This window comes from Leptospira sp. WS58.C1 (assembly GCF_040833995.1).
In the GTDB taxonomy this organism is placed as follows: Bacteria; Spirochaetota; Leptospiria; order Leptospirales; family Leptospiraceae; genus Leptospira_B; species Leptospira_B cinconiae.
In genome coordinates this window covers 2,180,155-2,197,197 of record NZ_CP162137.1, presented here as the reverse complement: position 1 = coordinate 2,197,197, position 17,043 = coordinate 2,180,155, and the positions used below count along the sequence as shown (strand labels likewise).

Annotated in this window: 14 protein-coding genes and 1 tRNA gene; 4 read left to right on the top strand and 11 right to left on the bottom strand. The window is 43.0% G+C overall.

Features of this window, described 5'->3' with window-relative positions; genetic code table 11:
- The first annotated feature begins 26 nt into the window (after nucleotides 1-26).
- The 4 genes from AB3N61_RS10080 to AB3N61_RS10065 all read left to right on the top strand — a co-directional run bounded on the left by AB3N61_RS10080 (nucleotide 27) and on the right by AB3N61_RS10065 (nucleotide 5,466).
- On the top strand, nucleotides 27-2,177 hold the full coding sequence (locus AB3N61_RS10080) for a cAMP/cGMP-dependent 3',5'-cyclic-AMP/GMP phosphodiesterase (RefSeq protein ID WP_020770598.1): 2,151 nt from the start codon (nucleotides 27-29) through the stop codon (nucleotides 2,175-2,177).
- Between the two features lie 14 nt (nucleotides 2,178-2,191).
- Nucleotides 2,192-3,322 carry an acyl-CoA dehydrogenase family protein gene (locus tag AB3N61_RS10075; protein WP_020770806.1) on the top strand — a complete coding sequence of 377 codons (1,131 nt, stop codon included), beginning with the start codon at nucleotides 2,192-2,194 and terminating at the stop codon, nucleotides 3,320-3,322.
- 34 nt (nucleotides 3,323-3,356) lie between these two features.
- The gene (locus AB3N61_RS10070) at nucleotides 3,357-4,577 is read left to right on the top strand and encodes an Lsa36 family surface (lipo)protein (protein ID WP_367897499.1); all 1,221 of its coding nucleotides are present in this window, start codon (nucleotides 3,357-3,359) and stop codon (nucleotides 4,575-4,577) included.
- Nucleotides 4,578-4,857: 280 nt separating this feature from the next.
- Nucleotides 4,858-5,466, top strand: coding sequence for a hypothetical protein (locus tag AB3N61_RS10065; protein WP_020770809.1), 609 nt, complete (start codon nucleotides 4,858-4,860; stop codon nucleotides 5,464-5,466).
- Between the two features lie 42 nt (nucleotides 5,467-5,508).
- Here AB3N61_RS10065 and AB3N61_RS10060 read toward each other — a convergent pair whose 3' ends face one another.
- The 11 genes from AB3N61_RS10060 to AB3N61_RS10010 all read right to left on the bottom strand — a co-directional run bounded on the left by AB3N61_RS10060 (nucleotide 5,509) and on the right by AB3N61_RS10010 (nucleotide 17,022).
- Nucleotides 5,509-6,825: an MFS transporter gene (locus AB3N61_RS10060; protein WP_367899081.1), complete on the bottom strand. Its 1,317-nt coding sequence runs from the start codon at nucleotides 6,823-6,825 to the stop codon at nucleotides 5,509-5,511.
- 97 nt (nucleotides 6,826-6,922) lie between these two features.
- Nucleotides 6,923-7,276, bottom strand: a complete 354-nt coding sequence (locus AB3N61_RS10055) for a phasin-related domain-containing protein (RefSeq protein ID WP_020770647.1) — start codon at nucleotides 7,274-7,276, stop codon at nucleotides 6,923-6,925.
- A gap of 97 nt (nucleotides 7,277-7,373) precedes the next feature.
- The gene (locus AB3N61_RS10050; protein ID WP_008592198.1) at nucleotides 7,374-7,949 is read right to left on the bottom strand and encodes a bifunctional nuclease domain-containing protein; all 576 of its coding nucleotides are present in this window, start codon (nucleotides 7,947-7,949) and stop codon (nucleotides 7,374-7,376) included.
- Between the two features lie 60 nt (nucleotides 7,950-8,009).
- Nucleotides 8,010-9,887 (bottom strand): alpha/beta hydrolase, encoded by a 1,878-nt coding sequence (locus AB3N61_RS10045; RefSeq protein ID WP_020770804.1) that lies wholly within the window; start codon nucleotides 9,885-9,887, stop codon nucleotides 8,010-8,012.
- A gap of 89 nt (nucleotides 9,888-9,976) precedes the next feature.
- Nucleotides 9,977-11,860, bottom strand: coding sequence for a PAS domain S-box protein (locus AB3N61_RS10040; protein ID WP_367897498.1), 1,884 nt, complete (start codon nucleotides 11,858-11,860; stop codon nucleotides 9,977-9,979).
- A gap of 798 nt (nucleotides 11,861-12,658) precedes the next feature.
- Nucleotides 12,659-12,732 (bottom strand) — tRNA-Ile (locus AB3N61_RS10035).
- A 44-nt stretch (nucleotides 12,733-12,776) separates the two neighbouring features.
- On the bottom strand, nucleotides 12,777-13,277 hold the full coding sequence (locus AB3N61_RS10030) for a hypothetical protein (protein ID WP_367897497.1): 501 nt from the start codon (nucleotides 13,275-13,277) through the stop codon (nucleotides 12,777-12,779).
- Nucleotides 13,274-13,765, bottom strand: a complete 492-nt coding sequence (locus AB3N61_RS10025) for an LIC_11959 family protein (protein WP_367897496.1) — start codon at nucleotides 13,763-13,765, stop codon at nucleotides 13,274-13,276. The genes AB3N61_RS10030 and AB3N61_RS10025 overlap by 4 nt, the downstream gene beginning before the upstream one ends.
- Nucleotide 13,766: 1 nt before the next feature.
- A complete protein-coding gene (locus AB3N61_RS10020; protein ID WP_367897495.1) occupies nucleotides 13,767-15,158 on the bottom strand; it encodes a HEAT repeat domain-containing protein in 1,392 nt (463 codons plus the stop codon).
- Entirely contained in the window at nucleotides 15,091-15,582 is a 492-nt protein-coding gene (locus AB3N61_RS10015) for a response regulator (RefSeq protein ID WP_036091112.1), read from the bottom strand. Before AB3N61_RS10015 ends, AB3N61_RS10020 begins: the two co-directional genes overlap by 68 nt.
- A gap of 108 nt (nucleotides 15,583-15,690) precedes the next feature.
- A complete protein-coding gene (locus AB3N61_RS10010; protein WP_367897494.1) occupies nucleotides 15,691-17,022 on the bottom strand; it encodes a 6-hydroxymethylpterin diphosphokinase MptE-like protein in 1,332 nt (443 codons plus the stop codon).
- Nucleotides 17,023-17,043 lie beyond the last annotated feature (21 nt).

The window sequence follows — 17,043 nt, the reverse complement described above, 5'->3', positions numbered from 1 at the left end:
CGATCTCGACTGCGGCGGAATTTTTCATGCTAAAAGAACAAACCAGGGGATACATAGAACTTCCTAGAGGAGGGTATTTAGTCGAAACAAGCGAGGGCTTCTTTCAGATCGGCTCTCCTCCCGAAACCATCAAAGACACGATGGCCGAAAAAAAGACTCCCCTGGTATTCATACTTCCTAATAAATTTTTCCACGTAGAAAAAGGGATCAGTACCGCAGAACTTGAATTCCCGATCTACTTTAACTTCTTCTTAAGACAAAAAAAGACCACGATTATCTGTACCGCCGAGCAAAAAGATCAGCTCATCACAGTACTTAAAGAATCCTTAATGGGTCCGGAAGAGATCAATTTAGAATCCGAATATTTAGACGGTGCGGAATCTTTCGGCTTTCCCGATATGAAAGCGGAGATGGCCTATTTCAGAGGATACAAAGGATTAGATGATGTAGTCGAATTCCAAGTATTCGATAGAGATAATATGGTCAACCTAGGAAAAGTATTGGTACGTAAACTTCCTTCCGGCGATTTTAGGATTACCGATGGAACTAAAGAGACCGAGATCCCTGGAGAAGTCGGATTCAATATTAAATACGAGATCGGTCATCGGTTAAAGGAACCTTTTCAAGCACCTTTACTTGGGATCACTTGCCTCGGACCTTCCCATGGATTCGACCCCGAGGACAACACCTCCGGGTTTATTATCTGGTTGAACCACCAAGGAATTATGGTGGACCCTCCGGTAAATTCTACCGAGTGGCTTCGCATGTCCAATGTGAATCCTAAACTTATCAATCACGTTATTCTCACTCACTGCCATGCCGACCATGACGCGGGAACATTCCAAAAAATTTTGGAAGAGACCAAGATCACAATCCATGCAACTGCGACTGTGATGGAAAGTTTTATCCGAAAATATTCCGCCCTCACTAAAATACCTCGCAGGGAATTGCTCGAACTTTTTCATTTCCAACCGATCATCATCGGAAGACCTCTTATGATCAACGGTGGAGAATTCAATTTTCATTATGCATTACATTCCATTCCTTCCGTAGGATTCGAGTTCTTCTTCCAAGACCAATCCTTTGTGTATACCTCCGATCATTTGAACGAACCGGACGTGCACGATAAGATGTATGAAAAGGGAGTTCTTCCCGAATCGCGCTGGAAATTCTTAAAGGAATTTCCATGGGACAGAAGGATTATTTATCATGAGGCGGGAATTCCTCCTCTTCATACAAGAGTGAGTTATTTAGCGAGTTTGCCTCCAGAGATCCAGGAAAAGATCACCGTTTATCATATAGCGAGAACGGATATGCCTCCGGGAACAAAACTCAAATTGGCCCGTTTCGGAATTGAGAACACAGTTTATCCCGAGATCACACCGCCGAAACACATGGAGGCTTATAATCTTCTCGATATCCTAAGCCAAATCGATATTTTTAGCGGTTTCCCGATAGAAAAAGCGAAGGAATTCCTACTCATTGTCCGCGAAGAAAAATACAAACGTGGAGATCAGATTATCAAGAAGGGAACTCCAGGCGATAAATTTTATATCATCGCTTCCGGGAACGTAAAGTTCGAAGGCCTTTTAGGAGATTCCGATATAGCGCCCATTAAACGATATGGTCAGTATGAATATTTCGGAGAAGCTTCCTTAGTATTGGATCTGCCTAGAGCCGCTGACGTTTTTGCAGAAACGGATGTAGTAGCTCTTACGATCGAGAAGAATAAGTTCCTACAATTTATCAGAAATACGGATTTAAGACAAAACTTAATACGACTGAACAGCATTCGCGACAGTAACTCTTGGAAAACACTGTTAGATTCTCGTCATTTTAAAGGACTTACAAGCCATCAAGTCACTCAATTAGAGATGATCATGAGACTTTCCAAGGTGAACAAAGGTTCAGTGCTTATCGCGGAAAAAGCGTTTTACCACGAAGCATATATCATTCGTCATGGAAAAGTAAGCGTTTATCAACACGGCAAAAAATTAGCCGAGTTGACTGATGGGGATTTCGTGGGAGAGATCTACGCGATATCCAAAAAGCTGGTGTCCAATTACACGTTCCAAGCGGAATCCGAAATGGAGTTGTTCTCTATTTCTCAGAATGAACTCATCCAGTACATTAAACGGAATCCCGGCGTTTACATGAGAATGAATACCGTCTACTGACACGGGAGATATACATGGAAAGAGTCCTACAATTTACCGAAGAGCATGAAGCTTTTCGTGATATGGCACGCAAGTTTTTCGAAACTGAAGTCGTTCCTCATCATCATGAATGGGAAAAAGTCGGAATGGTTCCAAAAGAACTTTGGAAAAAGGCGGGAGCAAGTGGACTCCTTTGCCCTGACGTTCCGGAAGAATTTGGCGGATCCGGTGCGGATTTCTTATATAACGTTGTTGTAATAGAAGAATCTTCTAGATCCGGAAACAGCGGATTTTTCGTATCTTTGCATAACGATGTGATCGCACCTTATATCACTGCGTATGCAAACGAAGAACAAAAAAAGAGATGGTTGCCCGGTTGTTGCAGCGGAGACAGCATTTTAGCGGTCGCTATGACGGAGCCTGGAGCGGGTTCTGATCTTAAAAATATCAGAACGAGCGCCGTGGACAAGGGAGACCATTATATAGTCAACGGTCAAAAAACATTTATTTCCAATGGGCAGCTTGCAAATTTAGTAATTACCGCCGTGAAACATGAAAACGGCACGATTTCGCTTGTTATGATAGAAGAGGGGATGAAAGGTTTCGAAAGAGGCCGTAATCTCGAGAAGATCGGACTAAAAGCTCAGGATACCTCGGAATTATACTTCAACGATGTAGTAGTTCCCAAAGAGAATGTAATCGGAAAAGACGGACAAGGTTTCCGGTATTTGATGATGAAACTCGCGCAAGAGCGTCTTGTATTGGCGATCGCAGCGGTAGAAGCCACAGCACTCGTACAAAGGATGACTCTAAAATATATTAAAGAGAGGATGGCATTCGGGAAAAAAATCGGAAGTTTCCAACACATCAAATTTCAAATGGCGGAAATGGCTACGGAACTGGAAATGTGCCGTACTTTCGTCGACAAAGTGGTTTCGGAGCATATTGCAGGAAAAAAATTAACCGTAGAGGCTTCTATGGCTAAATATTATTCCACCGAAATGCAAAAACGTCATACTGACCTTTGCCTCCAATTCTTCGGTGGATACGGTTATATGATGGAATACCCGATCGCAAGAGCGTATTTGGATGCAAGGATCCAGACGATCTACGCGGGAACCACCGAAATCATGAAAGAAATTATTGGTGGAAGTTTAGGACTCTGAAATAATCTCGAAATAGCCGTCGTCCAAGGGTACAATGGATCGAATGGCTCCTATAGAGAGTAAAATTGGGCGGTGTATTCGATATGCCGCTTTCCTAATCTTATCTTCTTCCGTATATTTTATCCCGGTTTCCTCCGCAGAAGCTCAGGTAACATGTATTCCTCCCGCTTCCGGAAACAATGTTTGTGATCTAATTCCTGCTTCCACCGCGGCTCAGTTCAACGGTTTGGAAGAAACGATCCGCAAGGAATATCTGAACGAACTCACTAAATCCATGGCGGACGCATCCGTTCTGGCCAATATCAACTCTTCCATGATGGGACCCGGAACTATTAACCGTTTTCAAGTGGGAGCGGGCCTTGGAGTTGCCGGAGTCCAAAAGGACGATATTAATATCCAATACAGCGATATTTCGATTCCTAAATTCCCGAATGTAGGAGCTTCGATCAACCCGGGAGCGATGGCGGGTGTGAACTTGGGATGGTTACTCGGTCAGGGACCTGCGGATCAGGCTGATCCTGATGAAAAGAATAAAAATTCGGGCAGATCCTTCCTTCATAGGATCAATATTTATGCACACGGTTTCCAAGGGAATATTTCCAACGGTGATATTAAATCCTTAAGTGACTCGACTTCCAAGGATCTATCCATGTCCGGAAATGTGAACAGTTTCGGAATGACTGTTAGATTTCAGATCGCAAGAGAAAGATATACCAAACTGGACTTCTTCGGATTTACGGGAGTTAGTTTAGGGATCGGCTTCCACAGAAAATGGGAAGAGATCAATATGAATTATCATCCAAGCGGATCCGATGCGGTCAAAGTTGAGTTCGGTCCTGCCACCGGTAGATGGGATGCGGATGTCAACTTCGCTTATCAATCGAAGGTCCAATCCGTTCCGGTGGATATTAGAACCGGTGTTAGGCTATTCTATTTCTTAACCTTGTTTGCGGGAGCCGGTATCTCGAATAATACCGGTTATACAAAATTGAACTTAGGGGTAAGCGGTCCTCTGTATTTGGCCCTAGACCCGAACGCTTCCGGTCTTCCTCCGGAAATTATCCAACAGATGAATGGGAACGCAAGCGGTACATTATCCTTAAGAACTAGCGGATCCGCTGATGTAAGGACCCAAATGAACTATTTTGTCGGTGGTTTTGAATTGAATATATTCATGTTCAAGGTATTGGCAGAAGCAATGGCCACGGACGATAAGATATACTCGGCGAACCTAGGTGTAAAATTCGCTTTATAGCCATCGAGTGACGGCTTCATGAGCGCAAGCGAGTATAAGTCTCCGGAAAGGCCGCTTTTAGGAGTCGGGCTAGTAAAATTGCCGAATCGTGGTTTCAAGAACGCAGTGGTGCCGTTAAAATTTTTCAAAGCCCAGGGAACTCGGCATTAAAATTCTCTTATTTTATTCGGAGAAATACAAAAAAGGCACGCCTTTTGCACTAATTTTAATAGAATGCAAAAGTCTGGAATCCATAGGATAGAATGTTCAGGAATTCAGCATTTAGCATCAAAGGTATCCGATGATCACTACTCCAGGAAAACCTCTACATCTCTCTTGCATTCCTAGGGGCGATGCCTATGCCCTAAAGGTCAATATTTCCAAAAACGAAATAGGGATTATTTATAGGGTAACGGCAGTTCTATACGTCCACGGGTGGAATATAGAAGAAGCGATTGCAGAAACTTCTATGGACGGTTATATCCAGGATATATTCATCGTAAAACGAATAGATTTTTCTCCTATGACGGACGAACATCTAAATGCGATCCATGCGGATCTGCATGAGTTGTTTTACGGCGGAATGTCCGTAATGAACTATTTGGCGAATCATCCTGAAAAGATGGAAAGTTTAAGGGCCAAAGTGGAGAATACTCCGGAAATTTTCCTATTCAATTCGGAGATAAGCGATTCAACGGTAATGGATCTTCGGATGGAAGATAGACCAGGAATCCTATTCGAAATCTCTCAGATCCTGTTCTTATTCGGAGTTGATATTCTTTCCTTTAAAGCGGTAACGGATTCCGGTCAAGTTCGAGATACATTCTTACTCAGATTGGAGAATGGATCCAAGCTGGACGAAAAACTTCATTTCCATAGATTAAAAGAAGCTTTAAACGCAGTTCTTTAAAGCCGCGAATACATCGGCGATCGTCGTATAACTTATTCTTTTTTAATTTTTAGAAGGCGGCTGTTTTACAAATAGAAACAAGCCTAAAAAAAGAAAACTCAAGATCCCTGATACTAAGAAAGAAGTCTGTGGTCCTTTTTGGGAATACACCACGCTGAACAAAATAGGCGAGATCCCTCGTCCGAAAGATCCTAAACTTCTTAATATCCCCAGATTTTTTCCCTGCTCACTCGGAGAGGAAAATAAGGACACCATAGAAGATACGGTAGGATTTAAGAAAGCGCTTCCCAATGCCAAGAATGTCAAAGATACGAATAGTAAGAATGTAGATCGGTCGGAAGCGATGACAGATGTGCTGGAAAAATATAAAAAAGAAAATCCTAATATCAAAAATACGGAAGCGAGAAGCCCCACTTTTTTTTCCGGGACCTTTCCGCTGATCCTACGGATAATCCCTCCTTGTACGAACACTATGATGAGTCCTATATAAACGAAAGTGTAACCGATACTTACAGGTTTATATCCTAAGAACTGATCCAAGTAAAAGTTCAAAGAGAATTCGAACCCGGAGAAGAAGAGAAGAAAATACAAATTTAAAAATCCTAAATACATGATCTCTTTGGAACCTAGGTCAAAAACTCCTAAAGCAGGATGTAACCTCCCTTCCGATTTTTTACGTAAATGATGAGGAAGAGTTTCTCTGAATCTGAAAAGAATTAGGAGTAAATTAACGAAGGAAGCCGCAGTGGCCATCAATGCGACGGAAGGAAAGATCGTCATCTTACCCAAAGGTAAAAAAGGAAGAATGGTTGAAGGATCCGTATGAGCCAAAATTCCACCGATAGAAGGGCCTGCGATAAATCCAAGACCGATCCCGGCGCCTATCATTCCCATTCCTTTGGTGCGATCTTGTTCCGATGTGGAGTCCGCCATCGCTGCAGTCGCGACAGACACATTTCCTCCCATAAGACCCGTAATTACTCTAGAGAGAACGAATAAGGAAAAACTTCCGGAAAATAACCAGACCAAGTATCCTAAAAAACTACCGGTGCATGTAAAAACTAGAACCGGTCGTCTGCCGGTAGCGTCGGAAAGTTTTCCCCAGATAGGAGAGAATAAAAATTGCAGGATAGAGTATAAGCTGGCGACGATCCCGCCGAATAGAGCCACGAAAAGTTTCCAGTCGCTTGTTCTTCCATCCAAAATGCGCGATGTCCAACCGGCCAAAAGATCCAAAACGGGATCTCCAGCCTGGGCTAAGAAATGATTTAATGTTTCCGGAAAAATAGGGAAGATGAGGGAAAATCCCATCATGTCAATGAAGACTGTAAGTATTAATATGAAGGATTGTTTCCTCATCATGAGCGGCCTGAATAAGATCAGGCCTAGTATCCGGGACCCGGTTTGTTTGTCCCGAATTTTTCTAAGCTAGGACTTTTATCAAGTTTTCCGAATTTTATTTTTTAGTAAGCTTTTTCAGCTCTTCTATCGCGGACTTGGCCTTGGCTTTAAATTCTTCCGGAAGTGCCTCGTCAATTTGTGTCGAAATTTTTTCGAAATTCTCTTTAAGCTGATTGATCACCGCCTTAGAACTTTCGTTAGCATTCGATAACTTGTCCTGAGCGTCCATAACCGTCTTTTGGATCAGGTCCCTAAGTCGATTCGCTTGTTCCGATTGATTCTGGGCTCCCTTACTTTTCATATCCTGGTAGGCATGGTCCAGATCGGAAAGGCTTTGTTTTAGTTTATCTTCTCCGGATTGAAATAATGCGATTCCGGCGTTTAGGATGTCCATTAGAGATTTTTCCATGATTGTTACTCCGAGGGAACCAAGGATACAGAAGGAAAGGAAGTAGGTCCAGTATGTTCGGGGGAAAAATCCGATTTTTTACGGAATTGAAAAGAATTTAGGAGGGATTTTCCAGAAGTTTTCGGATCTGGTCCCGGATCTTTGCCGCCGTCTCATAATCTTCCGCTTTTAGAGCATTATCCAGGGAATCCTGTAGGATCTCTAACTGAGACTTGGGCAACTGGGAAATTTTTTCTTTTCCGATTGTTTCTCCAGGGATCTCGTCGTCCTTCATCACGATTCCCGCTTCCTCTATCACTTTTTTTGCCAGATATATAGGAGCGTTTGCGCGAAGTGCCAATGCAATGGAATCACTGGGCCTTGCGTCGAGCACGATCAACTCCTCGTCTTTCCGTAAGGTGATTTTTGCGTAGAAAGTATTGTCTATGATCTCTTCGATCGCGATCTTTACGATCTGCACTCCCAGAGTGGTGAGTAGAATGGTCATCAGATCGTGGGTCATCGGTCTTGGCGGTTTGGTACCTTCTAAAACCGAGGTGATGGAATGTGTTTCCAGAGGACCGATAAAAATCGGAACGACCCTCTGATCCGAATCATCCTTTGCCTTCAAAAATACGGCAAAGCCCACATTCGTGAGAGAGATATTATATATGGTCGCTTCCAAAAGATCCATTTCCTAGTATTTGAACCTATCTTTCGTTTCCCGAAATGTCAAGCGTTCTAAACCTGGGGATCAAGTCGAGTCCAATCCTTTGATCCAGGAGTCGATTTCGGAGCACATTTCCTTTACGACCGGCATGTGGAAAACGATACCTAAGTGACCCTGTTCGTACGAAAGAATCTTATTTTTTTTATGAGGAAGCGCAGCAAGATCGTTCTCGATCGTCTCGCTTGGAACCACTTTGTCCACGGAACCTAAGACGGAAAAAAGTGGGATCTGCAGATTTTTTTGGAGCGCGGTATAATCCAAAGTTCCGTCATAGGAAAGAAAGGATCTATCCTGACTCAATTGAGATCTTAAAAATTGAAGAACTACTTTTGTAGACTCTTCACAAAAAATATCTTCGATCAGAAAATACCATTCTGGAGGAGAGATCTGTTTATAACCCACGAAGTCTCTAAGATTTACAACTTTCGCATGTAGATCGAAAGATACAGCTCTCAAAGAAGAATGTAGTCCCAGAAGAAATTTGAAAAATTTATTCAGATCGACTGTGGGAAGGGTAGTCTGCAAAGAAAAAGAAGTCAGGTCAAAAAGAAAATCGGAGATCGTTTTAGAAGGAACTAATTTTAGTCCCATCTTTAGAATGTCTAGACCCGGAATTTGTGCCTGCAGTCTCACAAAATTCGGAGAGGTGATGGAAACGATCCCGGAGATCAATTCATCCGGACGAGTGAGTGGAACAAGAGGATTCGTTTTTCTTTTTACGATCTCATCATAGGCTGAGCAATAAAAGCGGGGGATCATTCCCCCCATACTGTGGCCGACAACTACCAGCTGTTCGTTCGGAAAATTCTCTTTGATCCAGTTGAGAACCGCCGGAAAATCTTCTTGGATAAAATCGTCCACGGTCCAGCCTTCTCGTATTCCGAAAAGTGGTAAGGTCCTTCTGGATCTTCCCCTCATGTCCATAGAAAAAACCCTATACCCATGGCGGAGGGATAACTCTCTAGCTACTTTGTCCATTACGGACCTTCTGCAAAAAAAGCCGGGGATCAGAAGAAGGTTCTTACCGGTATCATTCCTTTCCTTAGGTTCAAAACGTTTTAAGCTAACCGAATATCCATCGCCGGAAGGAATGAGAAAACTTGCGTCCAATCGATAGGATCTTTGGTAGGTATGAGAATCGAATACGATGGTGGTAACTGGCTCGTCTTGACCGAAACCTCTGGTATAAAATAGATGTTTTGCTCTAGAATGAAGATCCGACTTTTCGATATTCTTACGCGCGTAGTAAGGATCTCCTTTTAGGCCCATTTCCTTGGAGATCACAAAGTCCACTACGTCGTACAAGCTATACAATTGTTGTCGTACTTCTTCCTCTTGTTCGGGACTCATATTGTCCCTACGGATGCCCCATAACATACCTATAGGAGAACCTTTTACGAATAAAGGAATCCCTGCGGCGTAATTCATCGTTTTGGTAAGAAGCTGCTTTAAGTTGGGATGGACCCTTTCATCGTCCAAGCTATGGAAATAAACTTCCGGCCTCGCTTTTTTTTCCACGGAAAGGATCGCTTCTCTCAAATATTTGGCGGAAAGATTTCCAGGATCTTGTATAGAGATCGGGATCGTGTTACGGATGAAATCCTCGATACTCTGAAGGCCGATCCTATCCGTTACCTGCTTCATTCTAAAATGAGTGGCGGATGCTACGATCTTTAGGTTTTTATCTTGGATTGCTTCGAAAACGGAATATTGGAATACCGGTTTTCCGTTTGGAAGGGTCATGGAGACCATCTTGTTTACGAATGCATTCCAAACTTTCTGGAGAAATAAGTTCGTACTTTCGGAAAGCGGAAAGATATAAATATCTTCCGCTCCTACTGCATAAGCGCCCCCTTTCCTCCGGGGCTTAGGGTTGACCTTTCGGGCTAGGGTCTGGTCCATAGATTAAGTTTCCATTTCGCCCTATAGGCTGGCAATCTGGAATTCTGGCTAATTTTGGCCCGAAATTTAGAAAAATTTGGAAGAAATTTCTAAGATTTTGTGAACGAAAATTGATCCGAATGTTCTTGTTTGTTACAGAAGCGGATCGAAACTTCCTTCTCCCCATTCAATTTCCAGTGAATGTTTCCTTTCAACTGATCGACTAACATATTCACAAGTTGTAGTCCGAGTCCCGGAGAATAATCGGTTCGGAATCCTTCCGGGAACGGGACGCCATTGTCCGAGACGATAAGGTTCACCCAAGAATTTTCTTTAAAAAGTCGAATGGAAATTTTTCCCTCCTGTTTTTTAGGGAATGCGTATTTAAAAATATTCGTGACGAGTTCATTCAAGATAAGTCCGAGAGGGATCGCACTTTTTACGTCAATTTCCAGATCGTCCAGGTCTAGTTGAAGAGAGATCCCGCTTGTTTTTTCTTGGAAAGCATTCAATAGATTTTCTGTGATCTTTTGGATATAACGATCCAGACGAACGGAATGAGAATTGTCGGAAGTATACAACATCTCATATAAATTTCCGACGGAATGGATCCGGTTTACCAAATTTTCCAAGGTATTTTTCCGCTTAGGATCGGATGATCTTGCTGCTTCTATTTCCACGATAGAGCTGATCATACTCATGCTGTTTTTGACCCTATGTTGAAGTTCTTTATAGAGATAATCCCTTTCATGAAGATCCTTCGCTAAAGTCTCGATGGCGGCCTTCGCTTCAGTGATATCCACGCAAGAACCGATAAAACCCGTAAAAATTCCGGATTCGTTTGTGATCGGGATCCCGTTATCTTGGACCCATCTCCAGTCCCCGTTTTTATTTTTTAAACGGTAAGTCATACTAAAAGGTTCTCTCTCGTCGAAGTGACTGGAATAGATCTGGATACATTCTTCCAAATCGTTTGGATGAACTCCTTCTGCCCAACCGTCCCCTAACTCCTGCTCCATACTCCTTCCGGTAAAGTTCAGCCAGGTTTGGTTGAACCAGTTGCATTTTTTATCGAGACCGGAAACCCAGATCATTACAGGTGCGGCATTTGCGACGGTTTTAAATCTAGATTCACTTTCTTTAATGTTCTCTAACAAAGTATATTCTTTGGAAATATCCCGAAAGACTAAAACGGACCCTATCGTATAACCTTTTTCGGAACGGATCGGAGCGGAACTTTCTGCGACCCGGTGCTCGGAACCAGATTTAGAAATAAGTAATACTTGGTTTTCCAGGCCCATATTTTTTTCTTTCGGAGTAAGAACATCCAAGGAATTTCTCATTCTCCTTTTTGTCTTAGCGTTAACGATCTTAAAAACTCTTTCAATAGGCTCGCCGATCGCTTCCACTCTGGACCAGCCGGTAAGAGTTTCCGCAACGTAGTTCATATCGGTAATATTTCCCAATTCGTCCGTGGAGATGACACCGTCTCCGATGGACCTTAAGGTTGCTTTTAAAAGTTCTTGGTTTTCTTTTAAGGATTCCTCACTTCTTTTTAACCGAAGATGAGATTCGTAAAGTTTGAATGCCATCTTGATGGAGGCAATGAGAACCGTTTCCCCGGAATTTTTAACTACGTAACCGTAGGAAGTGATTTTCTCCGTTTTTTCAACGATCTCCGGTTCGGTATGACTGGAGAGAAATACGATCGGGATATCCCTTGTTTTTAAGATACGGACCGCGGCATCCGTTCCATCTTCCTCGTTTCCGAGATCGATATCCATAAGAACTAAGTCGATCGTATAATCGTTAGTCGCTATTTGAACGGCTTCCTCAGCTGTGCCGGCGGAGATTACTCTGAATCCGTTCTTTTTCAATCTTTGGGTTTCGGAGAGCGCAATGATTGCCTCATCCTCGACAAGAAGAATGGTTTTTTTTCTTTCTTCCGGGATGGGAAAGTATTCTCTAAAAATTTTTTCTACTGTCTGGATCATCCCGAGTTTCTCCTAATGCAAACTGTGTCAAAGTTTTGGCTAATATGTATATTATGACACAATTTACCCGGTCTCAGTTTCGAGGGCAAGCAAAACCGAAAAATTTAGACTCTCTTCCAATCGCTCTAGTTTGCCTAAAAACCAATTCGAAAGACATAATATTATGATTTCTTTACCTTATTCTGTCTCATTAAACAGTTTATGTCTTGTTGGCGATCAGCTCGTCGAAGATCCTACAGGCGAAATTTCCGGATGGGCGTGAACGCTCTCGCTCAAAAGTTTCAAGTCCTTCTGGGCTTGATTTAAAAGTATGATTTTAAAAAGAAAGGAATTTGGGCCCAGAAGGACTTGCCGTTACGCAGTCTCGCATCCTGCTCGACTAAGCTCCACGGCGTCTTTCTCGCGCCTTCGTCCATCCATGGACTCGGCACGCGTTTATTTACGCTCCCTATGGGTCGCTATAAACGCTCTCGCTCAAAAGCTTCAAGTCCTTCTAGAACTTTATCTTAGAATGTAAGGAATTATTTCTTGGGCCTAGAAGGTCTTGCCGTTACGCAGTCTCGCATCCTGCTCGACTAAGCTCCACGGCGTCTTTCTCGCGCCTTCGTCCATCCATGGACTCGGCACGCGTTTATTTACGCTCCCTATGGGTCGCTATAAACGCTTTCGCTCAAAAGCTTCAAGTCCTTCTAGAACTTTATCTTAGAATGTAAGGAATTATTTCTTGGGCCCAGAAGGACTTGAACCTGTAACCCGGAGATTCTGAATCTGATGTATAAACGATTGATAGGAAAACTTTGGGCCCAGAAGGACTTGAACCTTCGACCCGCAGATTATGAGTCTGCTGCTCTAACCAACTGAGCTATAGGCCCGGAGGCTCCATTTTTTGAGGACCACGCCTCCTAGCAAGTCGATTTTACTGTGGGTTTAGATATCGGTTTGGATTGGAAAACCATTCTTTCAGGTCTTGGCGTTCTTTGTAAAAAGCGATATAGAATGTGTAAGCCTTATCTTCTTTTCGGAGCAGAAAAAAATAGAGTTGGAGTGGGTTTCCACCTGAATTGTCCTCTTTGGACCAGCGTAGGATCTCCGTCCTGTATATGCTGAACTTTTCTGGGGTTGTATTCGGAAATACCGCTTCCAATGCTTTGGTGCCAAGGGTTTCTTCCCCGACTCGGTCCAGTTTTCTCCAGATGACCAGCCAGGGTCTGTCTTTGAGCGGGACAGCTCTCCAACGTTTTCTGGATTCTGTTCGCAGCAGTGTTTTTTCCGGAAAATCGATCCGGATAAAATCTTCGGTGAATGTTTCTCCTGGTTGATAGACTTTTTGGTCCGGATCTAATGGAACAGATTCAACGGAGATGCTTGCGAGTATAAATAAGAACGGAAGGATTTTGGAGAAGGGAAGCCAATTCAAAAGATGATTTCCTCTAAGATCAGTTCTCTGTATTTGACTAGTTGGAAAACAGGAATAGATTGTTTTTCCTTTTTATCGGCCAGAGTATCTTCTCCTTTTTTTTTGAATTTTCGGATGGTTTTATTCTCGAATATGAATACCCCTTGGTATTCTCCCGTGACCTCGTAGGGGGCTCCGGCCGCCAGCCTAGAAACATATTTTTTTAATCTTCTATCGAATTTATTATCTCTATATTTATAATAAAATGTATGTCCGTTCCAATCATAAAAGACTACGTAATTTTCCTTTAAACCTTGGTAATATAGTTTGATTGTTTCGGGATAATTGGGAGAAGAATCCGTTAAGGTTTCTTTGATATCAACCGCTCTTGGTTCTTGTAGAGTGATCGTGCCGCGGTAGGTATTTCCCGCGGGTTCCGCAACCAATCTTCTCCCATCCGATGCTGGTACCAAACAAAGGATCGCGGATAGGAGAAGGAATCGTTTCATACTAATCGTTTTCCAGATCCTCTGATTCTCCACCGGATGGTTTGCCTCCACCAGAAGAACCTCCTGACCCGGAAGATCCTCCCCCGGAAGAAGATCCGCTTCCTTCTCCACTCAATGGAACCGGATTGGAACCTTCTCCGCCTTCGCTACTCGGTCTAGATCTCCTAGTGGAAGAACCGGATCCACTGACTTTTCTTGTGCTAGTATCTTTCGCAGGTTTGGTCTCAGAGCTGGAAGGAACAAAATTCGGATCTAATTTTTTGCGTAGTTGGTCTAAAGCGGTTTGGGCGGCACGTTTTACTTTTTCACTCGGATCTCTTTGTGCCTTGTATTCTAAAATCTCGATCACTGCAGGGTCTTCCGTTTCCGCTAAATGTTTGATGGCTCTAAGTCGGACCATTGCATCGTCGTCTCTTGCAAATGAATATAATTCTTCTATAATTTCCTTATCTCCTAAGGAAACAAGAGCCGTGATCGTGTGTATTTTGAGAGCCTGGTAATCCTGGATATCATTCTTGGATTTTAAGGCCCGGATCTTTTCCAATAGTTCTCTGAGTGGAATGATCGCAGCTTCCGATTTGATCTTTCCGAGTGCGTTTACCGAGTAGGCGCGAAGTGTGATCGGTTCTTTTTCGTCTTTTACAGTTGCGATCAGTACGCTCTCGATCGATGATTTTTTGATTTTTCCGAAATAGAGTGCGATTTGCGCTCTTACTTCAGGATCGTTAAACTTCTCCTGGAATCTTGCTTCTAACACGGAGAATGCATCGCTTGCTTGAGGAAATTCTCCCAGTGTTTCGATGAGTGCGATCAGGAAATTCGAATTTTTGGTGAAGTCCTGGCCTTTGAGTAGTTCCGTCAAAACAGGAATTCCGGAATCGAATTTGAGTTTTTTTACTACATAGACTGCTTCTTTCTGCACGTCTTGTTGGTCATGTTTTAATAATGCGATTATTTTATCTTCGAATTGTGTGAGTTTTAGGATTCCGGAAATCCGAAGTGCATAGATCTTCATGGACCAATCCGGATCCTTGGAAAGGATCACTCCGACTTGGTCATACAGTTCTCCTGCTTCTTCCTTTGGAAAATCTTCTAGTTCTCTGAGAGCGCTTGCTCTTTCTTTTGTGGTCCCGTATTTTAGGATCTTATGGAGAACTTCCTTCTTTTTACGGATCTGCTCTTCCGTATATTTTGGTTTTGGTGGGGCTTCTTTGGAAGAAATTTCGCTGAAGGTAATAAAGCAAAATACCAAGAAAACGGCATACATGCTTCCAAGCGAAATAAATCCTTTTTTGTTTTTGGAAAAGCGGGAATGCTGCAGCTGTTTATTCACCTGTTTGCTGCAGTTTTCGGTTTTCTTCTTCGAGTTCCTTAATTCTTCTGTTAAGCTCATTGACTAAATGTTGATTCTCCAGGTTCTGCCGGAACTTTTCTATCAAAGATCGGATGTCCTTGGTTAGATCCTCTATATTCCAGGGTTTTTCCACGTATCTGCTCAATCCCCCGAAATTTATCGCGTGGATGGCGGAATCCAAACCGGCCTGACCGGTGAGCAGAATTTTGATCGAATCCGGAGACCGTTTGTGGACCGATTCCAGAAAATCGGCCCCTTTCATACCGGGCATCACCTGATCCGTAATGATCACTTCGATCACATAACCGGAACCTTGGATCTCATCCAGTAGGGCAAGTGCTTCCTCGGCGCTTCTTGCGGTTTCGATCTCATGAGTTTTTCCGAACTCGTTATGAAGCTGTTCCTGGAGAGTCTCCAATACCGACACTTCATCATCGACACAAATAATATAACCTTTATTCATAATCCTAGACCGAAAGGTGGCCGGTTTCCCGGAACTAGAGAGTTTTGGAGAATTCTCCCGGAATGTCAAGTAGTAGAATCTTCTTACTGTCGTATCTTCGACTTAAAATTAGGATCTTTGATCTAAGAGATTGGTTTCTCTGGGGAGAAGGATCCGGATCTCATGAGGAAGTTCCGAAATTCCGGAACAGAGTTTTCTCCAATTCTGTCCGGAACCTGGAAAAGAAGAAGGGTAGTCTTCGAGAGAATTTTCCCAATCGGGAAATGATTCAATATTCGAGTCGATTTCGGATAGAATCGGGATAGGACTCCATTTTTGTAATGTTTCTAGGACGCTCGTTCTAGTTCTCCATTTGGACTCAGGTATGTATCTCGAATTATATAGGCTCGTTTTGCGATCGATGAAAAATCTGTCGTATCTTTCATAACCTGTGGATCTACAGTGAGTTTTTCCTCCTTCTCTCTCGAATCCAAATCCTTTCAGTAGAACGGATTCTGCTCCTAAGGATTGGAATAAGGAAACTGCGAGGCCTGCCACATTCAAAGTTGGATTTTCTAGGATCGGTGCCATTGGATAAAATTTAGCGCCCAGGATCTGGTCCAATGGATGAGTGGAAAGATAGATTACTTTCGGATTTTTCAGGTCGAAGATCCGACACGCTCCGCCGAACCAAGTGAAGATCGGAATATTCTCGGGAATTCGCTCAGGAAAATGGTAGAATGTCCCCAGTCCACTGTCTATGGAAAGCACCGCATGAGGTTGGATACCATTCTCTAATAAATATCCGAGTGCGGTATCCGAACTCAGTAGGAATAATTTTTCCTTATTTTGCCGGATCCAATCGATCTCTGATTCTAAATTTGGCGAAGCTCCTACAAAACATCCGATCCTTCCAGGTTTAGGAGCAAGGGATTTTCCCAAGATACGATAGGAATCCGGACTTTCAGAAGACTTTTGCAGATGTTTGAAGAAGTTTCTGACCCAGAGTCTGCCGAATTCCTTCTTCGCGAGTCTGTTTTGAGAGATAGATTCCTTTTTCCGGAAGAAGGAAGAAATCTTTTCACATAGGTCCGGATACCGTCTTGAATAATTCGGGTGAATGAATATTCGCAGGTTCTTGGTCCCAGCCGGCATCCAGTCGGATCTGTCTAAGGTTTCAAATTTTTCCCAACCGTAATAGATTGGAACTTCGCCTAATTTTTCTCTCAATTCGGACCCAACCAAGGATTCTAGTTCGGAGAATGGTTCTATGAGTAGGATTTTTGTAGGTTCTTCGACAGATTTCAAATACGAAATCACATGATACCCGCAACCGATCCCGATGATCACCAGGAATTCGTCTTTTTCAAGTGGGGAAGGAATGGAAAGGGAGATTCTTTCTCCCTCTTTGATCGGATTTTGTGTGGAATGTAGGTGGAAGGAGGAATTTTCCTCCTTCAAATTCAGAGAACCGTCGGATTG